Below are 18,689 nucleotides of genomic sequence, written 5' to 3'. Positions count from 1 at the left end.
TTTGGCGAATGTTCCGCGGCGCGCGCATGGCTGGCTTTAAGCCGCCGGCTTGTTGTCGTCGACTTCCTCGAACTCGGCGTCGACCACGCCGTCGTCCGCGGCCGGGGACTCACCGCCCTCGGCCGAGCCTTGCTGGGCGGCGTACATGGCCTCGCCCAGCTTCATCGAGGCCTGGATCAGGGCTTGGGTCTTGGCCTGGATGACCTCGACGTCCTCGCCTTCCAGAGCCGACTTCAGGTCGGCCAGGCCGGTTTCGATCGCGGTCTTCTCGGCCGCGCCGACCTTGTCGCCGTGCTCGGCCAGGGCCTTCTCGGTCGAGTGCAGGATCGCCTCGCCCTGGTTCTTGGCCTCGACCAGCTGCTTTTTCTTCTCATCCGCGGCCTTGTTGGCCTCGGCTTCCTTGACCATGCGCTCGATGTCGCTGTCCGAGAGGCCGCCATTGGCCTGGATGCGGATCGAGTGCTCCTTGTTGGTCGCCTTGTCCTTGGCGTGGACCTGGACGATGCCGTTGGCGTCGATGTCGAAGGTGACCTCGATCTGCGGCACGCCGCGCGGCGCCGGCGGGATGCCGACCAGGTCGAACTGACCCAGGATCTTGTTGTCCTGCGCCATCGGGCGTTCGCCCTGGAATACGCGGATCGTCACGGCCGACTGGTTGTCGTCGGCGGTCGAGAAGGTCTGCGAGCGCTTGGTCGGGATCGTGGTGTTGCGTTCGATCAGCGGGGTGAACACGCCGCCCAGGGTCTCGATGCCCAGGGTCAGGGGGGTCACGTCCAGCAGCAGCACGTCCTTGACGTCGCCTTGCAGAACGCCGGCCTGGACGGCCGCGCCCAGCGCCACGACTTCATCGGGGTTCACGCCCTTGTGGGGTTCGCGACCGAAGAAGTCCTGCACCGCCTGCTGGACCTTGGGCATGCGGCTCATGCCGCCGACCAGGATCACTTCGTCGATGTCGCTCTTCTTCAGGCCGGCGTCCTTGAGGGCCTGTTCGCACGGACCGATGGTGCGGGCGATCAGGTCGTCGACCAGGGCTTCCAGCTTGGCGCGCGACAGCTTGATGTTCAGGTGCAGCGGGCCCGACGCGTTCATGCTGATGAACGGCAGGTTCACTTCGTACTGAGCCGTGCTCGACAGTTCCTTCTTGGCCTTTTCGGCCTCTTCACGAAGGCGCTGCAGGGCCAGCTTGTCCTTGCGCAGGTCGACGCCCTGCTCCTTCTTGAACTCGTCGGCCAGGTAGTCGACGATCCGAAGGTCGAAGTCTTCACCGCCCAGGAAGGTGTCGCCGTTGGTCGACTTCACCTCGAAGACGCCGTCGCCGATTTCCAGGATCGACACGTCGAAGGTGCCGCCGCCCAGGTCGTAGACGGCGATCTTCTTGTTGTTGTCCTTGTCCAGGCCATAGGCCAGGGCCGCGGCGGTCGGCTCGTTGATGATCCGCAGGACTTCCAGGCCGGCGATCTTGCCGGCGTCCTTGGTCGCCTGACGCTGGGCGTCGTTGAAATAGGCCGGAACCGTGATGACCGCCTTGGTCACCGGCTCGCCCAGGTGGGCCTCGGCGGCTTCCTTCATCTTCTGAAGGATGAAGGCCGAGACTTCCTGCGGGCTGTAGTCCTTGCCGTGGGCCTTGACCCAGGCGTCGCCGGTCGGACCCTTGACGATCTCGTAGGGCACCATGCCCTTGTCCTTCTCGACCACCGGGTCGCTGGCGGTGCGGCCGATCAGGCGCTTGATCGCGAACAGCGTGTTGGTCGGGTTGGTCACGGCCTGGCGCTTGGCGGGCTGGCCGATCAGGCGCTCGCCGTCTTCCAGGAAAGCCACGACCGACGGCGTGGTCCGAGCGCCCTCGGCGTTCTCGATCACCTTCGGGGTCTTGCCGTCCATGATGGCGACGCACGAGTTCGTGGTGCCAAGGTCGATACCGATAATCTTGCTCATCTTCGTACCTGTCGCTCCTTTAGGCGGACGGCGGTGACAAGGGCCTTCTCGGAAGCGCCCCGGTTTTTCTCGTACCGTCCCCGTGGTTCGCACTCTCTCGGGTTTACGTTCCACATCCTGTCCGATCGACGAAAGTCGAGCGGGCAAAATGCGTTGTGCGAAGTTGACGAGCCCGTCAACCCCGCTTTCGAAGCCGGATATGGGGGATAGCCAGCGGCGCGCAAGACCATAACCCCATGGAGCGAGGGGGAATCTGGCCGCGCGGGCCATAAAAGTGGCCGCGCCCGGGGGACGCGGCCACGAAAAGTCTTGAACTTTTAGGCGCTTATCGAGCTAGCCGGCCTTGGCGACCCAGGCCGTGATGGCCGGTAGGCGGTCCTGGCGGATCTTGGCGCGGTTGAGCACGGAGGCCGCCGCTTTTTCCGCTTCTTTCCGCGAGCCCTCGGCCAGGTTGGCCGCGGCGTAGGCCTTGATCTTGTCGGCCATGACCGGGTTCGACGAGCCAGCGCCCAGACCCGGGATGAAACGGGTGCGCGAGCTTGTGTCGACCTTGGCGTTGACGGCGTCCTTGTTGGCCACCGCCCAGTCGAAGGTCATGTCGGGGAAATTGTCGGCGACGCGCGAGATCATGGTGCTGGACATCGTCTCGCCCGGCTCCGGCGTCAGGGCCAGCTCCAGGGCCCTCTTGGCCAGGGCCTCGTCCTCGCTGGACGCCAGCAGCGAGTAGAGCTGGGCCTTGATCAGCGGGGTCTTCTCGGCCTGGGCTTGGGCGTGGATGGTGTCCCAGGTGGCCGCGTCGGCGCCCTTGGCCACGACGCCCAGGATGGTCCGGCGCAGCGGGCCCGGAATGGCGGCCGGGTCGGTCTTGTCGGCCTTGAAGCGGCGGATGGCCTCGGCCACCACGTCCGGGTCGCCCAAACCGCCCAGGGTCCCGATCAGGTTGGCGCGCAGGATGGCGATGGTGTCCGGCTCGCCAGCCTGGGCCGTCCAGCCGACCTTGGCCAGCAGCGGTCGCAGCTTGGCGATGGCGAACGCGCGGAACTTGGCCCGTTCGGCCGGCATGCCTTCATAGTAGGCGTCGATGGTCGCGTAGACGCCGGCGACCTTGGACAGCACCTGCGGATCGGCGTCGGCCGGCGTCGCCTTGGCCAGCTCCAGGAAGTCGGTGGCGGGCTGGTAACCGGCCAGGCCCATCGACCAGGCGTCGCTCATCACGCCCAGCTGGTCGATCGCCGGCAGCCTGGCGAAGCTGTTCGCGATGCCGGCGAAGCGCTCGGCGCCATACCGGACGCGGAAATAGCCGCTCTGGCCGGCGTTGACGACGACCGGGCCGCAGCCCTCGACGGTCACCGAGCCCTTGCCGCCGGTCACCAGCGTCTTGGCCTCGCCGCCGCCCACCGCCTTGACGGTGACGGGCGTGCGCCAGGCCAGCGGCGTCTTGTTCGGCGCGTCCTTGCTGAACTCGCCTTGGGTGAAGGTCAGCGTGGTCTTGCCCGCCGCGCAGGTCGCGCCGTCGACCGTGATCAGCGGCACGCCCGGCTGCAGGGTGAAGTCGTGGGCGATGGCCTTGATCGGCTTCTTGGCCGCCGTCTCGACGGCCTGCCACAGGTCGTCGCTGACCGTGTTGCCGTGGGCGTGCGTCTTCATGTAGGCGCGCACGCCGTCACGCCAGGCGTCGTGGCCGACATAGCTCTCCAGCATGCGGATAACGGCCTCGCCCTTCTGGTAGGTGATGCCGTCGAAGGCCTGGCTGGCCTGCTCAACCGTCTCGACGTGCTGGACCACCGGGTGGGTGGTCGACAGGGCGTCCAGCCCCATGGCGTATTCGCGGCCGCCGACCGCGGCGAGGGCCGAGTTCCATTCGGGGTGGAAGTGCTCGGTCGCCCGGCCTTCCATCCAGGAGGCGAAGCCTTCGTTTAGCCAGAGGTCGTCCCACCAGGCCATGGTGACTAGGTCGCCGAACCACTGGTGGGCCATCTCGTGGGCCACGGTCGTGAAGACGTTCTGCTTGTCCGTCTCGGTGGAGATCTTCGGATCCAGCAGCATGGCGTATTCGAAGTAGAAGATCGCGCCCCAGTTCTCCATGGCGCTGAAGAACTGGCTGCGGCCCGGGGCGGCGATGTTGTCCAGCACCGGCAGCGGGTAGGGCGTGCCGAAGTAGTCGTTGTACCAGGGCAGGATGTCGGCGGCCGACTTCAGGGCGAATTCTGCCTTCGGCGTGTCGCCCTTCTTAGTGACCACGCCGACGTCGACGCCGGCGACCTTGACCGAGGCGCGGTCGAACTCACCCAGGCCGAAGAACAGCAGATAGGTCGACATCTTCGGCGAGGTCGCGAACGTCACGACGGTCTTGCCGCCGCCGATGTCCTTGGACGCGGCCACCGGCATGTTGGAGAGCGCCATCTGGCCGGTGGGGACCGTCGCCTCGACGCGGTAGGTGGCCTTGTAGAACGGCTCGTCCCACGAGGGGATGAAGCGGCGGGCGTCGGAGTTCTCGAACTGGGTGTAGAGCGCGCGCTTCTTGCCGGTCTCGGTCTCGTAGTCGAGGGCGAACAGGCCGGCGGCCTGGGTGTAGATCTTGCCGGCGTAGTCGATCGACAGGACGTACTTGCCCTTGGCCAGCGGCTTGGCGAACGTGAAGCTGGCCGTCTGGGCCTCCGCGTCGACCTTGACCGCGGCGGCGCCGATCCTTTCCCCCTTGGGTCCGGCGATCTCGGCCTTGTCGAAGGTCAGGTCAGCGGCTTGCAGGGTCACGGTGGCGGTCGGCTCGACCACCTCGATCGAAATCTTCACCCGCGCCTTGAAGCTCATCTTGTCGGCGTCGGGCGTGAACGCCAGATCATAGTGCGAGGGCCGGACATCGCGCGGCAGCTGGGTCGTGACGGTGGCGAAGGTGGCCCCCTTCGAACCGGCGGTCGTGACCGGGGCGGCGGCGCAAGCACCTCCGGCGGCCAAAAGGATCACGGCCGCGGCCGTAGAGGACAAAAGACGACGCATGTTGGCTTCCAGACTGGAAAATTCATCCGGCCCCCTCAGCCGGCGGCGCAAACCAACACCTTCCGCCCGCGCGCCGCGCGTTAAAAATCCGTAATGTCGCGCGCCCTCTCCATCGCTCCGGGTTTCGACCTGTGGCCGGGTCTTCTGGACCTCGAGACCCAGAAGGCCCTGGTCGCCGCGATCCTGGCGGCCGCCGAAACCGCGCCCTTCACCCACTACGAGACGCCGCAAGGCAAGGCGATGAGCGCGGCCATGACGGCTTTCGGGCCGCTGGGCTGGGTCAGCGACCGCGCTGGCTATCGCTACGTCGACCGGCATCCTGGGACGAACGCGCCCTGGCCAGCCATGCCGGACATCCTGCGCGATCTTTGGACGCGGCTGGGCGATCCGGAGACGCCAGCGGACTCGTGCCTGATCAATCTCTATCGGGGCGAAGCCCGCATGGGCCCGCACCAGGATCGCGACGAGGCCGACCCGCGCTTTCCTGTCCTGTCGGTCTCGCTGGGCGACACGGCGGTGTTCCGGATCGGCGGGACAAGCCGCAAGGACCCGACGCGGAGCCTGCGCCTCGCCTCCGGCGACGTGTGCCGCCTCTCCGGCCCGGCGCGGCTGGCCTTCCACGGCGTCGATCGGATCTTGCCTGGCTCGTCCAGCCTGGTCCCCGGCGGCGGACGGATCAACCTGACCCTGCGGCGGGCGCGCTGAGGCCGGACAGCGGCAAGAAAAAGGGCCGCCCCTTCCGGAGCGGCCCTTTCATGTCTTCCGTTGGAAACCCGATGTCCGAGCGACGTCCGGATCAGCCGCGCAGCTTGCGCGTGATGGTCTCCAGGTCCTGGTTCAGCGCGCTGTCCTCGGCCCGCAGGGCCTCGATGCGGCGCACGGCGTGCAGAACCGTGGTGTGGTCGCGGCCGCCGAAGCGACGCCCGATGTCCGGCAGCGAGCGGGTGGTCAGCTGCTTGGCCAGCCACATGGCCGCCTGACGCGGACGCGCCACGGCGCGGTTGCGGCGCTCGCTGAGCAGGTCGGCCTGTTTCATGCCGTAGTGCTCGGACGTGGCCTTCTGGATGTCGTCGATGGTGATGCGCTTCTCGCCCGACCGCAGGTGCGGACGCAGAATGGCTTGAACCTCGTCCAGGGTCATGCGCGACAGCCCTTCCCCGGCGCGAGCCGACAGGGTGTTCAAGGCGCCTTCCAGCTCACGGACGCTGTCGGTGAAGCGGTCGGCGAGGAATTGCAGCACGTCCGGACGCATGGTCGGCTCGAAGCCGTGCGCGGTCGACAGGGTCTGGATCTTGCGCTCCAGGATGCCCAGGCGCAGCGAGCGGTCGGCGGGCTCCAGGCCGCAGACCAGGCCCGCCGACAGGTGCGAGCGCAGGTGGGCGTCCATCTCGGTCATGGCCGACGGCGGACGGTCGGCCGAGAACACGACGCGGCGGCCTTCCTCGACCAGGGCGGTCAGGGTGTGGAACAGCTCTTCCTGGGTCGACTGCTTGCCGGCGATGAAGTGGACGTCGTCGATGATCAAGAGGTCGGCGGCGCGCAGCTCTTCCTTGAAGGCCGCCGTCTGGCGATCCATCACGGCGCGCACGAAGGTCGACAGGAAGCGCTCGGCGGTCAGGTAGACCACGCGCTTTTCCGGCGCGTTGCGCATGGCTTCCCAGGCCAGGGCGTTCAGCAGGTGCGTCTTGCCGAAGCCGTAAGGGCCGTGGAACAGCACGGGATTGAAGTGACCATCCGCCCAATTGGCGATCCGGCGCGCCACGGCGTGGGCGAACTCGTTGGCCGGACCCGGGACGAAGGTCTCGAAGGTGAAGCGCTCTTGCAGGCCCTGCGTGCGGGGCGACTTGGCGCTGGTCGGGGCCAAGGCGGGGGCGTCGGTCGACACCGGCAGGACGATCTCGAACGGCTCGGCGACGGCGGCCGGCTTGGCGGCGGCCTCGACATAGACTCCAGCCAGGGCTTCGAACTCCAGGCGCGACTTCAGATCGATGCGACGGCCGGTCGGGTCGGTGGCGGCCCAAAGCTCGCCGATACGGCGCCAGGCGCTGCGACGGATCCAGTCGCGGGCGATGCCCGTCGGAGTCACCAGGACGACGTCGCCAGCGGCGGCCTCGCGCAGCATGGCGGGCGCGATCCAGGACCCGAAGGCCGCGTCGCCCAGCTCGCGTTTCAACGCCACGCAAACCTTGGACCAGACCGCCGCCGCGGGCTCGCAAGCCGCCGCGATCGCCGCCGAGAAGTCTTGGCTGGCTACCCCACCCTTCATCGTCATTCGTCCACCGCCTCGTAAAAAAGTAACCGCCGCATACAATCAGCCGCCGCCCCCCATGGCGCGCGACCGGTTCGCCTCAACACACACAGGTTCTCACCCGGCGAACACGATCGGTCCGCCGCCGCCTTGTTTTGTTCAAGACTGGAAGAGCGTTGAGACGCTTAAACTAGCCAGCGGCGGGGGCTGGTCAAACGGAAAACTTGCGTCCGGTCGCGGATATTTCTGTTGACTCGCGAGAGGCCCTCGCCCCGCAAGGGAATACCCGGAAAGGGGTCTCAGATCACAGTTTGCAACGTCAGGAAAAGAGCGCTGGACTCAAAGCAAAAGCCGGCCAAGCGAACCTGACCGGCTTTCGTAAATACTTGAATTCGCTCGACGAACGACGTTCGTCTAGAATTTGGACTAGGCCGCGGCCTTATCCAACTTCTTCAAACGAGCCGCCAGGCGCGACACCTTGCGAGAGCCCGTGTTCGGATGAACCACGCCCTTCGAAACGGCGCGCATCAGTTCCGATTGCGCCTCGACGAACGCGGCCTTGGCGACGGCGACGTCACCCTTGGCGATCGCGTCTTCGAACTTGCGCAGGAAGGTGCGCACGCGCGAGCGACGTGCGGTGTTGACTTCGGTGCGGCGAGCGATCTTGCGGATCGCTTTCTTGGCGCCGGGATTATTGGCCATGGATCGGACCTTCAAACGGACAGCCGCGCGGGCGGCCGCGAAGCAAGGAAAACAGAGCGCGCGGATATACGGGAAGCGGCGCCCGGGGTCAACGGTCCACAGGTGGATTCCTGAGAGCCGGATCGACGCAATCGTTTCAGGCCCGATCACATCCCCTTGAAGCTTGGCTTTCGCTTCTCGACGAAGGCCGCCATGCCCTCTTTCTGATCTTCGAAGGCGAACAGCGAGTGGAAGAGGCGCCGCTCCAGCGCCACGCCCGTCGTCAGGGTCGTCTCATAGGCGGCTTCGACCAGTTCCTTGTTCATGGCGACGGCCAGCGGCGACTGGGCCGCGATCTTGGCCGCGACCGCCAGGACCTCGTCGATCAGGCTGTCGGCCGGGAAGATACGCGACACCAGGCCCGCGCGCTCGGCCTCGGCGGCGTCCATCATCCGGCCGGTCAGGATCATGTCCATGGCCTTGGACTTGCCCACCAGGCGCGTCAGGCGCTGGGTGCCGCCGATGCCGGGCGCGACGCCCAGGTTGATCTCGGGCTGGCCGAACTTGGCGGTGTCCGACGCCAGGATGAAGTCGCACATCATGGCCAGCTCGCAGCCGCCGCCCAGGGCGTAGCCAGACACCGCGGCGATGATCGGCTTGCGGCACTGCTCGACCGCCCGCGCGCCGGCGGTGAAGAAGTCGGCCTTGAACATCTGGGCGTAGGTCTTGTCCGACATCTCCTTGATGTCGGCGCCAGCGGCGAAGGCCTTGGCCGAACCGGTCAGCACGATGCAACCGACGCCATCGTCGGCCTCGGCCGCCGCGAGGGCCTGGGCCAGTTCGCCCAGCAGCTGGGTGTTGAGGGCGTTCAGCGCCTCGGGCCGGTTCAGGCGGATCAGGGTGACGCCGGGAGCGCTCTGCGGCGCCTCGACGATCAAGGTCTGGTAATCGGCCATCGGTGTCTCCTGCGGGATCACGGCCTTTATAGAGTGGCGCGCGCCGTTGGGGAGCCCCGCCGTGGCGTTGGCCACGCCGCGGACGTCCGCGAATTTCCCCCAGCGGGAAGGCCACCTTGACCGCCGCGCATATCCGCTCGCTGTTCGCGGCGCGGGCGAGCGTTGGCGGGCCTTGAGGACTCTACCCTTTTCGCGACGCCTTCTCGGCGATCCCCGAGGTCCCCTCGCGGGCTTCCAGCTTCTCGGCCACCGCGTCGAGCGAGACGCCCGAGGCGGCCATCAGGGCCAGCCAGTGGTAGAGCAGGTCGGCGCTTTCGGCGGCCAGGGCGTCCGGACCCACTTCTTGCGACTTGAGGGCCACGGCGGCGATCACCGTCTCGACGGCCTCCTCGCCCAGCTTCTTGGCGGCGAGGGCGGGGTCGTTCAGCAGTTTGGCCGTATAGGACACCGAAGGATCGCCGCCCTTGCGGGCCTCGATCGTGGCGGCCAGGCGGTGCAGGACGTCGGTCAGGCGCTGGCTCATGCGACGTCCTTCAGAGTATCGAGGCGAACCGGAATCCCCGCCTCGGCCATGGCCCGCTTGGCCTCGCCGATCGAGATCTCGCCGAAGTGGAAGATCGAGGCGGCCAGCACGGCGGCGGCGTGGCCGTCGCGGGCGGCCTCCACCAAGTGCTCGGTCTTGCCCGCGCCGCCCGAGGCGATCACCGGAACGTTCACCGTCGAGGTCACGGCCTTCAGCAGCGGGATGTCGTAGCCGATCTTGGCGCCGTCGCGGTCCATCGAGGTCAGCAGGATCTCGCCCGCGCCGCGCTCGACGACCTTGGCGGCCCACTCGACCACGTCGATCCCGGTGTCCTTGCGGCCGCCATAGGTCCAGACGTTCCAGCCCGAGCCGTCCTCGCGCGCCTTGGCGTCGATGGCCACGACCACGCACTGGGCCCCGAAGGCGTCGGCGCCGCCGGCGATCAGGTCGGGGTTCTCGACGGCGGCGGTATTGACCGAGACCTTGTCGGCGCCGGCCAGCAAGAGGCGGCGCATGTCACCGACCTGCCGCACGCCCCCGCCCACCGAGACGGGCATGAAGCAGACCTCGGCGGTGCGCGAGATGACGTCCAGGATCAGGCCCCGGCCCTCGCTGGAGGCGGTGATGTCCAGGAACATCAGCTCGTCCGCGCCGGCCGCGTCATAGGCCCTGGCCTGCTCCACCGGATCGCCGGCGTCGCGCAGGGAGACGAAGTTGACCCCCTTGACCACCCGCCCGTCCTTCACGTCGAGGCAGGGAATGATCCGGGTCTTCAGCATCAGGCCGCCGCCGCGATCAGGGCGTCGGAGGGTCGGATCGTGCCGGCGTACAGCGAGCGGCCCAGGATCGCGCCGGCGATCTCGACGCCCTTGCGGGCCTTCAGCCGCTCGATGTCGGCCACCGAGGCGACGCCGCCCGAGGCGATGACCGGGATCGAGACGGCGTCGGCCAGCTCGCCCACGCCCTCGACATTGACGCCGGTCAGGGCGCCGTCACGGCTGATGTCGGTGACGATCAGGGCGGCGACGCCCGCGTCCTCGAAGCGCTTGCCCAGGGTGATGGCGTCGAGGTCCGAGAGGCCCGTCCAGCCGTCGACGGCGACCTTGCCGTCACGAACATCGACGGCCACGGCGATCTGCTCGGGCCACAGGCGCGCGGCCTTGCGGACCAGGTCCGGGTCGTGGACGGCCACGGTGCCGAGGATCACGCGGGACACGCCCGCCTCGATCCAGGCCTCGACGCCCTCCAGCGTGCGGATGCCGCCGCCCAGCTGCACCGGGATCGAGATCGACTCCAGGATCGTCTCGACGGCCGCGGTGTTGACAGACTTGCCCTCGATGGCGCCGTTCAGATCCACGACATGCAGCCACGAGAAGCCGTCCTTGACGAAGCGCTGGGCCTGGTCGGCGGGCGAGGTGTTGAAGACCGTGGCCTTCTCCATGTCGCCGTGCAGCAGGCGCACGCACTGGCCGTCCTTCAGGTCGATGGCGGGATAGAGGATCATGGGCGCCATTCCAGGAAGTTGGCGAGCAGGGCGAGCCCTGAGGCTTGTGACTTTTCGGGGTGAAATTGTACGCCCGCGACGTTGTCCTTGGCCACCGCGGCCGTGAACGGTCCGCCGTGGTCGGTTGTCGCAACGACATCTTCCGGGTTGGAAGGGTTCAGGGCGAACGAATTGGCGTAGTACATGTGGGCGCCGTCCTCGATGCCCTTGAACAGGGCATGAGCGCGCGTGAAGGCGATCGCGTTCCAGCCCATGTGCGGGATGGTCAGCGAAGGATCGTTCGGCTCGAGCTTCTTCACCTGGCCCTTGATCCAGTCCAGGCCCGGCGTGACGCCGAACTCCAGGCCCTCGGTGGCCAGCAGCTGGTGGCCCACGCAGATGCCCATGAACGGAACGCCCCGGCCGTGCACGGCCTGGTTCATCGCCTCGTAGACGCCGGTGGCGTCCAGGCCGGCGCGGCACGAGGCGAAGGCCCCGACGCCGGGCAGGAACACACGATCGGCCTTGGCGACAAGGTCGGGATCGGCGGTGACGACGATGTCGGCGTCGAGCGCGCGGCGGCGGGCCGCCTCACGCAGGGCCTTTTCGGCCGAACGCAGGTTGCCCGACCCGTAATCGATCAGGGCGACGGTCTGCATGGAGTGTCCTTACAGCACGCCCTTGGTGGACGGAGCCTGGCCGCCGGTCTTCGGGTCGATCTCGACCGCCTGACGCAGCGCCCGGGCCAGGGCCTTGAAGCCGCTTTCGGCGACGTGGTGGGTGTTGTCGCCGTACAGGGTCTCCAGATGCACGCACGCCCCGCAGTTCATCGCGAACGCGTGGTGGAACTCCTTGAAGAGCTCGGTGTCCATCTCGCCGACCTTGGGCCGCTTGAAGTCGACCTTCCAGACCAGGTACGGGCGGTTGGAGAGATCGATGGCGCAGCGCGTCAGGGTCTCGTCCATCGGGATATAGGCCGAGCCGAAGCGGCGGATGCCCTTGAAGCCGTCCAGCGCCTTGTTCACCGCCAGGCCCAGCACGATGCCGGTGTCCTCGACGGTGTGGTGCATGTCGATGTGCAGGTCGCCCTTGGTCTCGACCTTCAGATCGAAGCCGCCGTGGCGCGCGAAGCTCTCCAGCATATGGTCGTAGAAACCAATGCCGGTGGAGATCGTCGAGGCGCCGGTCCCGTCGAGATCGATCCAGACCCGGATCTGGGTCTCCTTCGTCTCGCGGACCACTTCAGCGGTGCGGGCCATCTGAGTCCTAAAGTCCGTTCTTTTGAGCCAGTTCGCGCAGGGAAACCTGCGGACGCGGGCCGTAGTGGTCGATCACCTCGGCGGCCGCCAGGCTGCCCAGCTGGCCACAGACCGGCAGCGGGCGGCCCTGGGAAAGGCCGAAGAGGAAACCCGCCGCGTATTGGTCGCCCGCGCCGGTCGTGTCCACGACTTTTTCCACCGGGTAGGCCGAGATTTCATGCAACTGCCCGTTCGAGGCCACGACCGAGCCTTTTTCGCTGCGCGTGACGGCGGCGATCTCGCAGCGGGCGGCCAGGGCCTTCACGGCGGCGTCGAAGTCGGCGGTCTCGAACAGCGAGCAGACTTCGCTCTCGTTGGCGAAGACGATGTCGCACTGGGTTTCGATGAAGCCCAGCAGGGCCGAACGATGGCGGTCGACCATGAAGCTGTCGCTCAGGGTCATCGAGATCTTGCGACCGGCGCCGTGGGCCAGGGCGGCAGCCTTGGCGAAGGCGCGGCGGGCTTCGGGCGGATCGAACAGATAGCCTTCCAGATAGGAGATCTGCGCGCCCTCGATGATCTCGGGGTCGACGTCGGCCGGGTTCAGCTCCACGCAGGCGCCCAGATAGGTCGACATGGTGCGCTGGGCGTCGGCGGTGACGTTGATCAGGCTCTGGGCGGTCGCCGGGCCTTCGGCCAGCGGCGGGGTCGTGAACACGCAGCCGATGGCGTTCATGTCGTGGCGGAACACGCGGCCCAGCTGGTCGTCGGCGACCTTGCCGATGAAGGCGGCCTTGCCGCCGAAGCTGGCGACGCCGGCCACGGTGTTGGCCGCGCTGCCGCCCGAGGCTTCGATCCCCGCCGACATCGCGTCGTAGAGGCTGGCCGCCCGCGCCGGATCGATCAGGGCCATCGAGCCCTTCACCAGGCCTTCACGCGCGAGGAAGGCTTCGTCGCACTGAGCGATGACGTCGACGATGGCGTTGCCGATGGCGGCGACGTCGTGGAGCGCGGTCATGGGGCGGAGCAAACCTTTGAAAGAACAGGGCGGTGAGCCCAAGTAGAAGCGCGATTAAAGGAAGTGGGCCTTCAAGGCAACGCGAGCCTTGCCCATAAGCCTGCGACACTCTAACCGCCCAAGCTTAAAGCAAGCGTGAGCAAACCGATGGTCGATGTCCTGATCCTGGTTCCCGCCCGAGACGAGCCGCGGTTCGCCACGACCTGGACGCCGCTGTTCGAACGCCTGGCCGCGCCGCTGCGGGCCCGTGGTCTGCTGGTCGGCGCCCAGCCCTGGACGGATCCGATCGAAAAGGGCCGGGCCCGCCTCGTCATGCCTTCCCTGGCCTGGGGCTATCATCACCGCCAGGCCGAGTGGTTCGCCCTGCTGGATCGGCTCGAAACCCAGGGAACGCGGGTGGCCAACCCGGCGCCGGTGATGCGCTGGAACGCGACCAAGACCTATCTTCTGGAGCTGGCCGCCAAGGGCGCGCCCGTGGTCCCGACCCAAGCCCATGAGCGACTGACGATGGAAGATGTCGAGGCCGCGCTGGACGCGTTCGGCGTCGACGAGGTGGTGGTCAAGCCGCAGGTCTCGGCCGGCTCGCAGGACACCATCCGCGTCAAGCGCCACGGTTCGCTGGACGGCGGCCCCAAGGGCCCGGCCCTGATCCAGCCCTTCCTGCCGGCCGTGGGCGAGGAGGGGGAGCTCTCCCTCTTTTATTTCGACGGCCATTTCAGCCACGCCGTGGCCAAGGTGGCGGTCGAGGGCGACTTCCGCGTCCAGCCGCAGTTCGGCGGCAAGGTCAGCGAGATCGCCCCCGAACCCGAGGCCCTGCACGCCGCCGAAATGGTGCTGAACGCCGCGCCGGGGAACCTGACCTACGCCCGCGTCGACTTGATCCGCGGCCTCGACCACACGCCCCAACTGATGGAGCTGGAGGTCATCGAGCCCGACCTCTTCCTCGAACACGCCCACGACAAGGGCGCGGCCTTCGCGGCGGCGGTGATGCGGGCGATTGGATGACAGGATGAAAGATGCTCCCCCGCGATGCGGGGGAGCTGTCGCGGAGCGACTGAGGGGGCAAGCGCCTTGAAAGCCGAGCTCGCCCCCTCCGGCCCTCTGGGCCACCTCCCCCGCATCGCGGGGGAGGACCTTGAGAGCTACGCCCCCAAAAACAGCTCCCGCGACGGACAGAGGTCACTGATCTTGCACACCTCGCACTTCGGCTTCCGCGCCACGCACACATACCGCCCATGCAGGATCAGCCAGTGGTGCGCCCGGGTCTGATAGGGGACCGGCACGATGCGCATCAGGTCCTGCTCGACCGCGTCCGGCGTCTTGCCGACCGACAGCTTCAGGCGGTGCGAGACGCGGAAGACGTGGGTGTCGACGGCGATGGCCGGCTCGATGTCCAGCTCGTTCAGCACCACGCTGGCGGTCTTGCGGCCGACGCCGGGCAAGCTCTCCAGCGCCGCGCGGTTCAGCGGCACCTCTCCGCCGTACTGGCTGACCAGGATATTGGCCGTGGCGATGACGTTCTTGGCCTTGGTCCGGTAGAGGCCGATCGAGGCAATGTAGGGGATCAGCCCCGCCTCGCCGAGGTCCAGCATGGCCGCCGGCGTATTGGCGACCTTGAACAGCTTGTCGGTGGCCTTGTTGACGCTGACGTCGGTGGCCTGGGCCGACAGGGCCACGGCGGTGACCAGCTCGTAGGGGTTGGCATAGTTGAGCTCGGTCTTGGGGCGGAGTTCGAGGCTCTCGAACCGCTCGAACAGCACCTCGACCCGTTCGCGTTCGGCCGGAGAAATGCGCTTGGCCGCCTTTTTCGCGGGCTTGGACTTGGCGGAAACGGGTTTGGCCATGGCGCGGACCATGCCTTGATGCGCCCCTCTCGCCAAGCGGGCCGGCGGCTCCTAAATTCGCGCCATGGCCTCGCCGCTCTACATGGACCGGGTGATCGCGCCGCACCGCTCCCTCACCCCGCAGGGCGCGGCGGTGCTGCTGGCCGTGGTCATGGCCTTCAACATCCTGGTGGCGGTGTTCCTGCTGGTGGTGGGCGCGCCGCCGGTGCTGCCGTTCCTGGGCCTCGACGTCCTGGCCCTGTGGCTGGCTTTCCGCGCCAGCGACCGGGCCGCCAAGAGGGTCGAGCGGGTCCAGGTCACCGCCGAGGCCGTGACCGTCAGCCGCGAGGACGAGAAAGGCGCCCGCACCGTCTGGACCTCGCCGACCGCCTTCACCCGGGTCGGCGTCGATCTGCCCGGCGAGCATGACGCCCGCGTGCGGCTGATGATCCACCGCAAGCGCCTGACCCTGGCCCGGTCGCTCAGTCCCGACGAGCGGATCAGCTTCGCCAACGCGCTGCAGGACGCCATTCGCGCGGCGCGCAACGAGCGCTGGTCGTGAGCGGCGACATGGCCGCAAGAACCGGGCGGACGGCGTTATCCGACGCGGCTAGCGTGTCGGACATGGCATACGACGCATCCTTCCCCTCGACCGGCCTTCCGGAGGCCGCCAGCCAAGAGCTGGCGCGTCTGGCCGAACGCTCGGTCGACTACCACCGCATGGCCAAGGCGCTCGACTGGCTGGCCGAGCGGTGGTCCGATCACCCCTCGCTGGACGAGGCCGCCCAGGCCGTGGGCCTGTCGCCCTTCCATTTCCAGCGCGTCTTCACCCGCTGGGCGGGGGTCAGTCCCAAGACCTTCGTCTCGGCCATCGCCCACGCCGAGGCGCGGCGGTCCCTGGAGGCCGGCGGCACGGTTCTGGACGCGGCCTTCGACGCGGGGCTCTCCGGGCCGTCACGGCTGCACGACCTGTTCATCGCCCAGGAGGCGGCGACGCCGGGCGAGGTGCGGCGGCGCGGCGCGGGCATGAAGCTGCGCTGGGGCTGGGCCCCCACGCCGTTCGGCAAGGGTTTGTTCGTGATGGCCGAGCGGGGGCTGGCGGGTCTGGCTTTTTCCGACGGTGACGACGAAGCCAGCTTCGCCGACATGCACCGCCGTTTTCCGGCCGCCGACTGGACCCGTGACGACGTGGCCGCCCAGGCCATGGCCCTGCGCGCCTTCGCGGGCGGTGAGGGCCCGTTGCCGGTGGTTCTGATCGGCTCGCCGTTCCACATCCAGGTCTGGAAGGCCCTGCTGACCATCCCGACCGGCGCGACGGCTACCTACGGCCAGGTCGCCGCCTGGGCGGGCAAGCCCGGCGCCTTCCAGGCGACCGGCGGCGCCATCGGGGCCAACCCGATCTCGTTGCTGATCCCCTGCCACCGCGCCATCGCCAAGAGCGGCAAGCTCACCGGCTACCACTGGGGCCTGGCCCGCAAGGCGGCGATCCTGGGGATGGAGGCGACGCAGAGGTTCCCTCTCCCAGAGGGAGAGGGCGGGGCCCGTCGCGAAGCGATGGGAGGGTGAGGGGGTAAGGCGTCGACGCCGTAACCCCTCATCCCCCACGCCTGCGGCGCGGGCCCCCCTTCTCCCTCAGGGAGAAGGTTTCAAACTACAAAATAAACCGGCTCAGATCCGCGTTGGCCGCCAGCGCGCCGACCCGCTCCTGCACATAGGCCGCGTCCACGGTCACGGTCTCGCCCCCCCGATCCGCCGCCGTGAAGCTGATCTCCTCGACCACCTTTTCCAGGATGGTCTGCAGGCGCCGGGCGCCGATGTTCTCGACCGAGGCGTTCACGGCCACGGCCGCGTCGGCCAGGGCGTCGATGGCCTCGTCGGTGAAGACCAGGGTGACCTCCTCGGTGGCCATCAGCGCCTGATGCTGGCGGATCAGGTTGGCTTCCGGCTCGGTCAGGATGCGGCGCAGGTCGTCGCGCGTGAGGCCCTTCAGCTCGACGCGGATCGGCAGGCGGCCCTGCAGCTCGGGCAGCAGGTCCGACGGCTTGGCCACGTGGAAGGCGCCAGAAGCGATGAACAGGATGTGGTCGGTCTTCACCGGGCCGTACTTGGTCGAGACCGTCGTGCCCTCGATCAGCGGCAGCAGGTCGCGCTGAACGCCCTCGCGAGAGACGTCCGCGCCCGAGCGCTGCGACGAGCTGGCGACCTTGTCGATCTCGTCGAGAAAGACGATGCCGTGGTTCTCGGCCAGCTCCAGGGCTTCCTGGGTCAGGGCCTCCTGGTCCAGCAGCTTGTCGCTTTCCTCGGCGATCAGCGGCGCCCAGGCGCCGGATACCGTGGTCTTGTGGGTCTTGGTGCGGCCGCCGCCGAAAGACTTCATCATGTCCGACAGGTTGAACATCGCCGCGCCCGGCTGGCCGGGGATCTCGAAAGTCTGGCCGCCGGTGTCGGCCAGCTGCAGCTCGACCTCCTTGTCGTCCAGCTCGCCGGCGCGGATCTTCTTGCGGAAGGCCTCGCGGGCGGCTGTGGAACCCGGACCGGTCAGGGCGTCGAGGATGCGCTCCTCGGCGGCGCCCTCGGCCTTGGCCTTCACGGCGGCGCGGCGCTTGTCGCGGACCATGGCCAGAGCGCTCTCCGCCAGGTCGCGGACGATCTGGTCGACGTCGCGGCCGACATAGCCGACCTCGGTGAACTTGGTGGCCTCGACCTTGAGGAACGGGGCTTGGGCCAGCTTGGCCAAGCGCCGGGCGATCTCGGTCTTGCCGACGCCGGTCGGGCCGATCAGCAGGATGTTCTTGGGCGTCAGCTCGTCGCGAATGTCGGCCGGCGCGCGGCGGCGGCGCCAGCGGTTGCGCAGGGCAACGGCCACGGCCTTCTTCGCGTCGGCGTGACCGACGATGTAGCGGTCCAGTTCGGAAACGATCTCGCGGGGGGAAAATTCAGTCATCGGTCGTTGATCAGGGCCTCGAAGATCAGGCGCCACCCTTCGGGGCGCTTCTGCCAGACATGCATATAGTGCGCGGATTGGAGGTTTGCCTGGGCGTCGGGCCACTGGGCCTCGCCCTGGGTCCAGACAAAATCGCCGGCCCTGGAGGCGCCGCCGCCCCTGAGCGCCAGCGTCATCCGGGAGGGGCGAACCGCCAGACGTTCGGTCAGGGCCTCGGGCGTCAGACCCTCGGCGCCCTTGGGTCCTAGCAGCCAGGCGTCGGCGGCGAGGGCGGCGCGATAGGCGCCGGGCGCGTCGGTCTGGGCCGTCTGGGCCAGCGCGTTTTCCGCGGTCCGGATCTTGTCGAAGGCTAGGGCGGGCGAGCGCTCGCCACCCACGGCCGGGACGTCGAGAACCGTGGGTGCCTCGGGGCCCGGCGCCTTGGACGCATCGGCCGCCGCGCCGCCGTCATAGATCCATTTCCAGCCGCCGTTCGGCTCCCGCCGCCAGATCGTGGCGAAGTAGCCGCCGCGCTTGCCGTTGATCACCGAGGGGCCGACCGACAGCGCCAGGTCCCCGGAGCGCGCCGCCACGACCTTTCGCGGCCACCATTCCAGCCTGGGAGACTTGCTGGAGGGCCGCTTCTCGAACAGCGCCTTGGCGCTGACCGGGCCGGGCGCGAACAGGATCGCGTCGTCGGCCATGTGCTTGAGGAACGAGTCCCGCACGCCCAGCGCCAGCCCGTCGGCGGCGAAGGCGCGTTCGGCGGCCTCGACTTGCGCCGCGGGAGTCTGGGCGGCCTGGGCCGAGGCGGTGAGCGCCAAGGCGAGCCCGGCGCCAAACAGGGTCTTAAGCATGCGGAAA

At 68.2% G+C, this 18,689-nt stretch carries 18 protein-coding genes; 4 read left to right on the top strand and 14 right to left on the bottom strand.

Annotation, left to right across the window (positions count from 1 at the left end; genetic code table 11):
- Positions 1 to 36: 36 nt before the first annotated feature.
- Positions 37 to 1,935, bottom strand: a complete 1,899-nt coding sequence (dnaK, locus tag J2728_RS15090) for a molecular chaperone DnaK (RefSeq protein WP_310000404.1) — start codon at positions 1,933 to 1,935, stop codon at positions 37 to 39.
- 333 nt (positions 1,936 to 2,268) lie between these two features.
- Positions 2,269 to 4,932 (bottom strand): M1 family metallopeptidase, encoded by a 2,664-nt coding sequence (locus J2728_RS15085; RefSeq protein WP_310000403.1) that lies wholly within the window; start codon positions 4,930 to 4,932, stop codon positions 2,269 to 2,271.
- 93 nt (positions 4,933 to 5,025) lie between these two features.
- Between J2728_RS15085 and J2728_RS15080 the strand changes: the two genes are divergently transcribed.
- On the top strand, positions 5,026 to 5,637 hold the full coding sequence (locus J2728_RS15080; protein WP_310000401.1) for an alpha-ketoglutarate-dependent dioxygenase AlkB: 612 nt from the start codon (positions 5,026 to 5,028) through the stop codon (positions 5,635 to 5,637).
- 91 nt (positions 5,638 to 5,728) lie between these two features.
- Here the strand turns inward: J2728_RS15080 and dnaA are convergent, their stop codons facing one another.
- The 9 genes from dnaA to J2728_RS15035 form a co-directional block, all read right to left on the bottom strand.
- Complete coding sequence (gene dnaA, locus J2728_RS15075; protein WP_310000400.1) at positions 5,729 to 7,204, bottom strand: chromosomal replication initiator protein DnaA; 1,476 nt, start codon at positions 7,202 to 7,204, stop codon at positions 5,729 to 5,731.
- Positions 7,205 to 7,606: 402 nt separating this feature from the next.
- Positions 7,607 to 7,882, bottom strand: a complete 276-nt coding sequence (gene rpsT, locus J2728_RS15070) for a 30S ribosomal protein S20 (protein ID WP_004617408.1) — start codon at positions 7,880 to 7,882, stop codon at positions 7,607 to 7,609.
- 146 nt (positions 7,883 to 8,028) lie between these two features.
- The gene (locus tag J2728_RS15065) at positions 8,029 to 8,817 is read right to left on the bottom strand and encodes an enoyl-CoA hydratase (protein WP_310000393.1); all 789 of its coding nucleotides are present in this window, start codon (positions 8,815 to 8,817) and stop codon (positions 8,029 to 8,031) included.
- Positions 8,818 to 8,998: 181 nt separating this feature from the next.
- Complete coding sequence (locus J2728_RS15060; protein WP_310000392.1) at positions 8,999 to 9,340, bottom strand: phosphoribosyl-ATP diphosphatase; 342 nt, start codon at positions 9,338 to 9,340, stop codon at positions 8,999 to 9,001.
- Complete coding sequence (gene hisF / locus J2728_RS15055) at positions 9,337 to 10,119, bottom strand: imidazole glycerol phosphate synthase subunit HisF (RefSeq protein ID WP_310000390.1); 783 nt, start codon at positions 10,117 to 10,119, stop codon at positions 9,337 to 9,339. Before hisF ends, J2728_RS15060 begins: the two co-directional genes overlap by 4 nt.
- Entirely contained in the window at positions 10,119 to 10,853 is a 735-nt protein-coding gene (hisA, locus tag J2728_RS15050; protein WP_167535147.1) for a 1-(5-phosphoribosyl)-5-[(5-phosphoribosylamino)methylideneamino]imidazole-4-carboxamide isomerase, read from the bottom strand. Before hisA ends, hisF begins: the two co-directional genes overlap by 1 nt.
- Positions 10,841 to 11,482 carry an imidazole glycerol phosphate synthase subunit HisH gene (gene hisH, locus J2728_RS15045; RefSeq protein ID WP_310000386.1) on the bottom strand — a complete coding sequence of 214 codons (642 nt, stop codon included), beginning with the start codon at positions 11,480 to 11,482 and terminating at the stop codon, positions 10,841 to 10,843. The genes hisA and hisH overlap by 13 nt, the downstream gene beginning before the upstream one ends.
- Before the next feature lie 9 nt (positions 11,483 to 11,491).
- Positions 11,492 to 12,082 carry an imidazoleglycerol-phosphate dehydratase HisB gene (gene hisB / locus J2728_RS15040; protein WP_066681513.1) on the bottom strand — a complete coding sequence of 197 codons (591 nt, stop codon included), beginning with the start codon at positions 12,080 to 12,082 and terminating at the stop codon, positions 11,492 to 11,494.
- A 7-nt stretch (positions 12,083 to 12,089) separates the two neighbouring features.
- Positions 12,090 to 13,079, bottom strand: coding sequence for an adenosine kinase (locus J2728_RS15035; RefSeq protein WP_310000382.1), 990 nt, complete (start codon positions 13,077 to 13,079; stop codon positions 12,090 to 12,092).
- A gap of 147 nt (positions 13,080 to 13,226) precedes the next feature.
- Between J2728_RS15035 and J2728_RS15030 the strand changes: the two genes are divergently transcribed.
- A complete protein-coding gene (locus J2728_RS15030) occupies positions 13,227 to 14,084 on the top strand; it encodes an ATP-grasp domain-containing protein (RefSeq protein WP_310000671.1) in 858 nt (285 codons plus the stop codon).
- A gap of 137 nt (positions 14,085 to 14,221) precedes the next feature.
- On the opposite strand, the gene nth is transcribed toward J2728_RS15030, so the two are convergent.
- The gene (nth, locus tag J2728_RS15025) at positions 14,222 to 14,935 is read right to left on the bottom strand and encodes an endonuclease III (protein WP_310000380.1); all 714 of its coding nucleotides are present in this window, start codon (positions 14,933 to 14,935) and stop codon (positions 14,222 to 14,224) included.
- Between the two features lie 52 nt (positions 14,936 to 14,987).
- Here nth and J2728_RS15020 point away from each other — a divergent pair, with 52 nt between their 5' ends.
- Together J2728_RS15020 and J2728_RS15015 are read left to right on the top strand one after the other, a co-directional pair.
- Positions 14,988 to 15,464: a DUF2244 domain-containing protein gene (locus J2728_RS15020; protein WP_310000378.1), complete on the top strand. Its 477-nt coding sequence runs from the start codon at positions 14,988 to 14,990 to the stop codon at positions 15,462 to 15,464.
- 62 nt (positions 15,465 to 15,526) lie between these two features.
- Positions 15,527 to 16,468 carry a methylated-DNA--[protein]-cysteine S-methyltransferase gene (locus tag J2728_RS15015; RefSeq protein WP_310000376.1) on the top strand — a complete coding sequence of 314 codons (942 nt, stop codon included), beginning with the start codon at positions 15,527 to 15,529 and terminating at the stop codon, positions 16,466 to 16,468.
- Between the two features lie 85 nt (positions 16,469 to 16,553).
- Here the strand turns inward: J2728_RS15015 and hslU are convergent, their stop codons facing one another.
- Together hslU and J2728_RS15005 are read right to left on the bottom strand one after the other, a co-directional pair.
- A complete protein-coding gene (gene hslU, locus J2728_RS15010) occupies positions 16,554 to 17,846 on the bottom strand; it encodes an ATP-dependent protease ATPase subunit HslU (RefSeq protein ID WP_310000374.1) in 1,293 nt (430 codons plus the stop codon).
- Complete coding sequence (locus tag J2728_RS15005) at positions 17,843 to 18,682, bottom strand: DUF4440 domain-containing protein (protein WP_310000372.1); 840 nt, start codon at positions 18,680 to 18,682, stop codon at positions 17,843 to 17,845. The genes hslU and J2728_RS15005 overlap by 4 nt, the downstream gene beginning before the upstream one ends.
- Positions 18,683 to 18,689 lie beyond the last annotated feature (7 nt).

This window comes from Caulobacter segnis, assembly GCF_031454995.1.
Classification (GTDB): Bacteria; Pseudomonadota; Alphaproteobacteria; order Caulobacterales; family Caulobacteraceae; genus Caulobacter; species Caulobacter segnis_E.
This window is presented reverse-complemented; position numbering and strand designations above follow the sequence as displayed.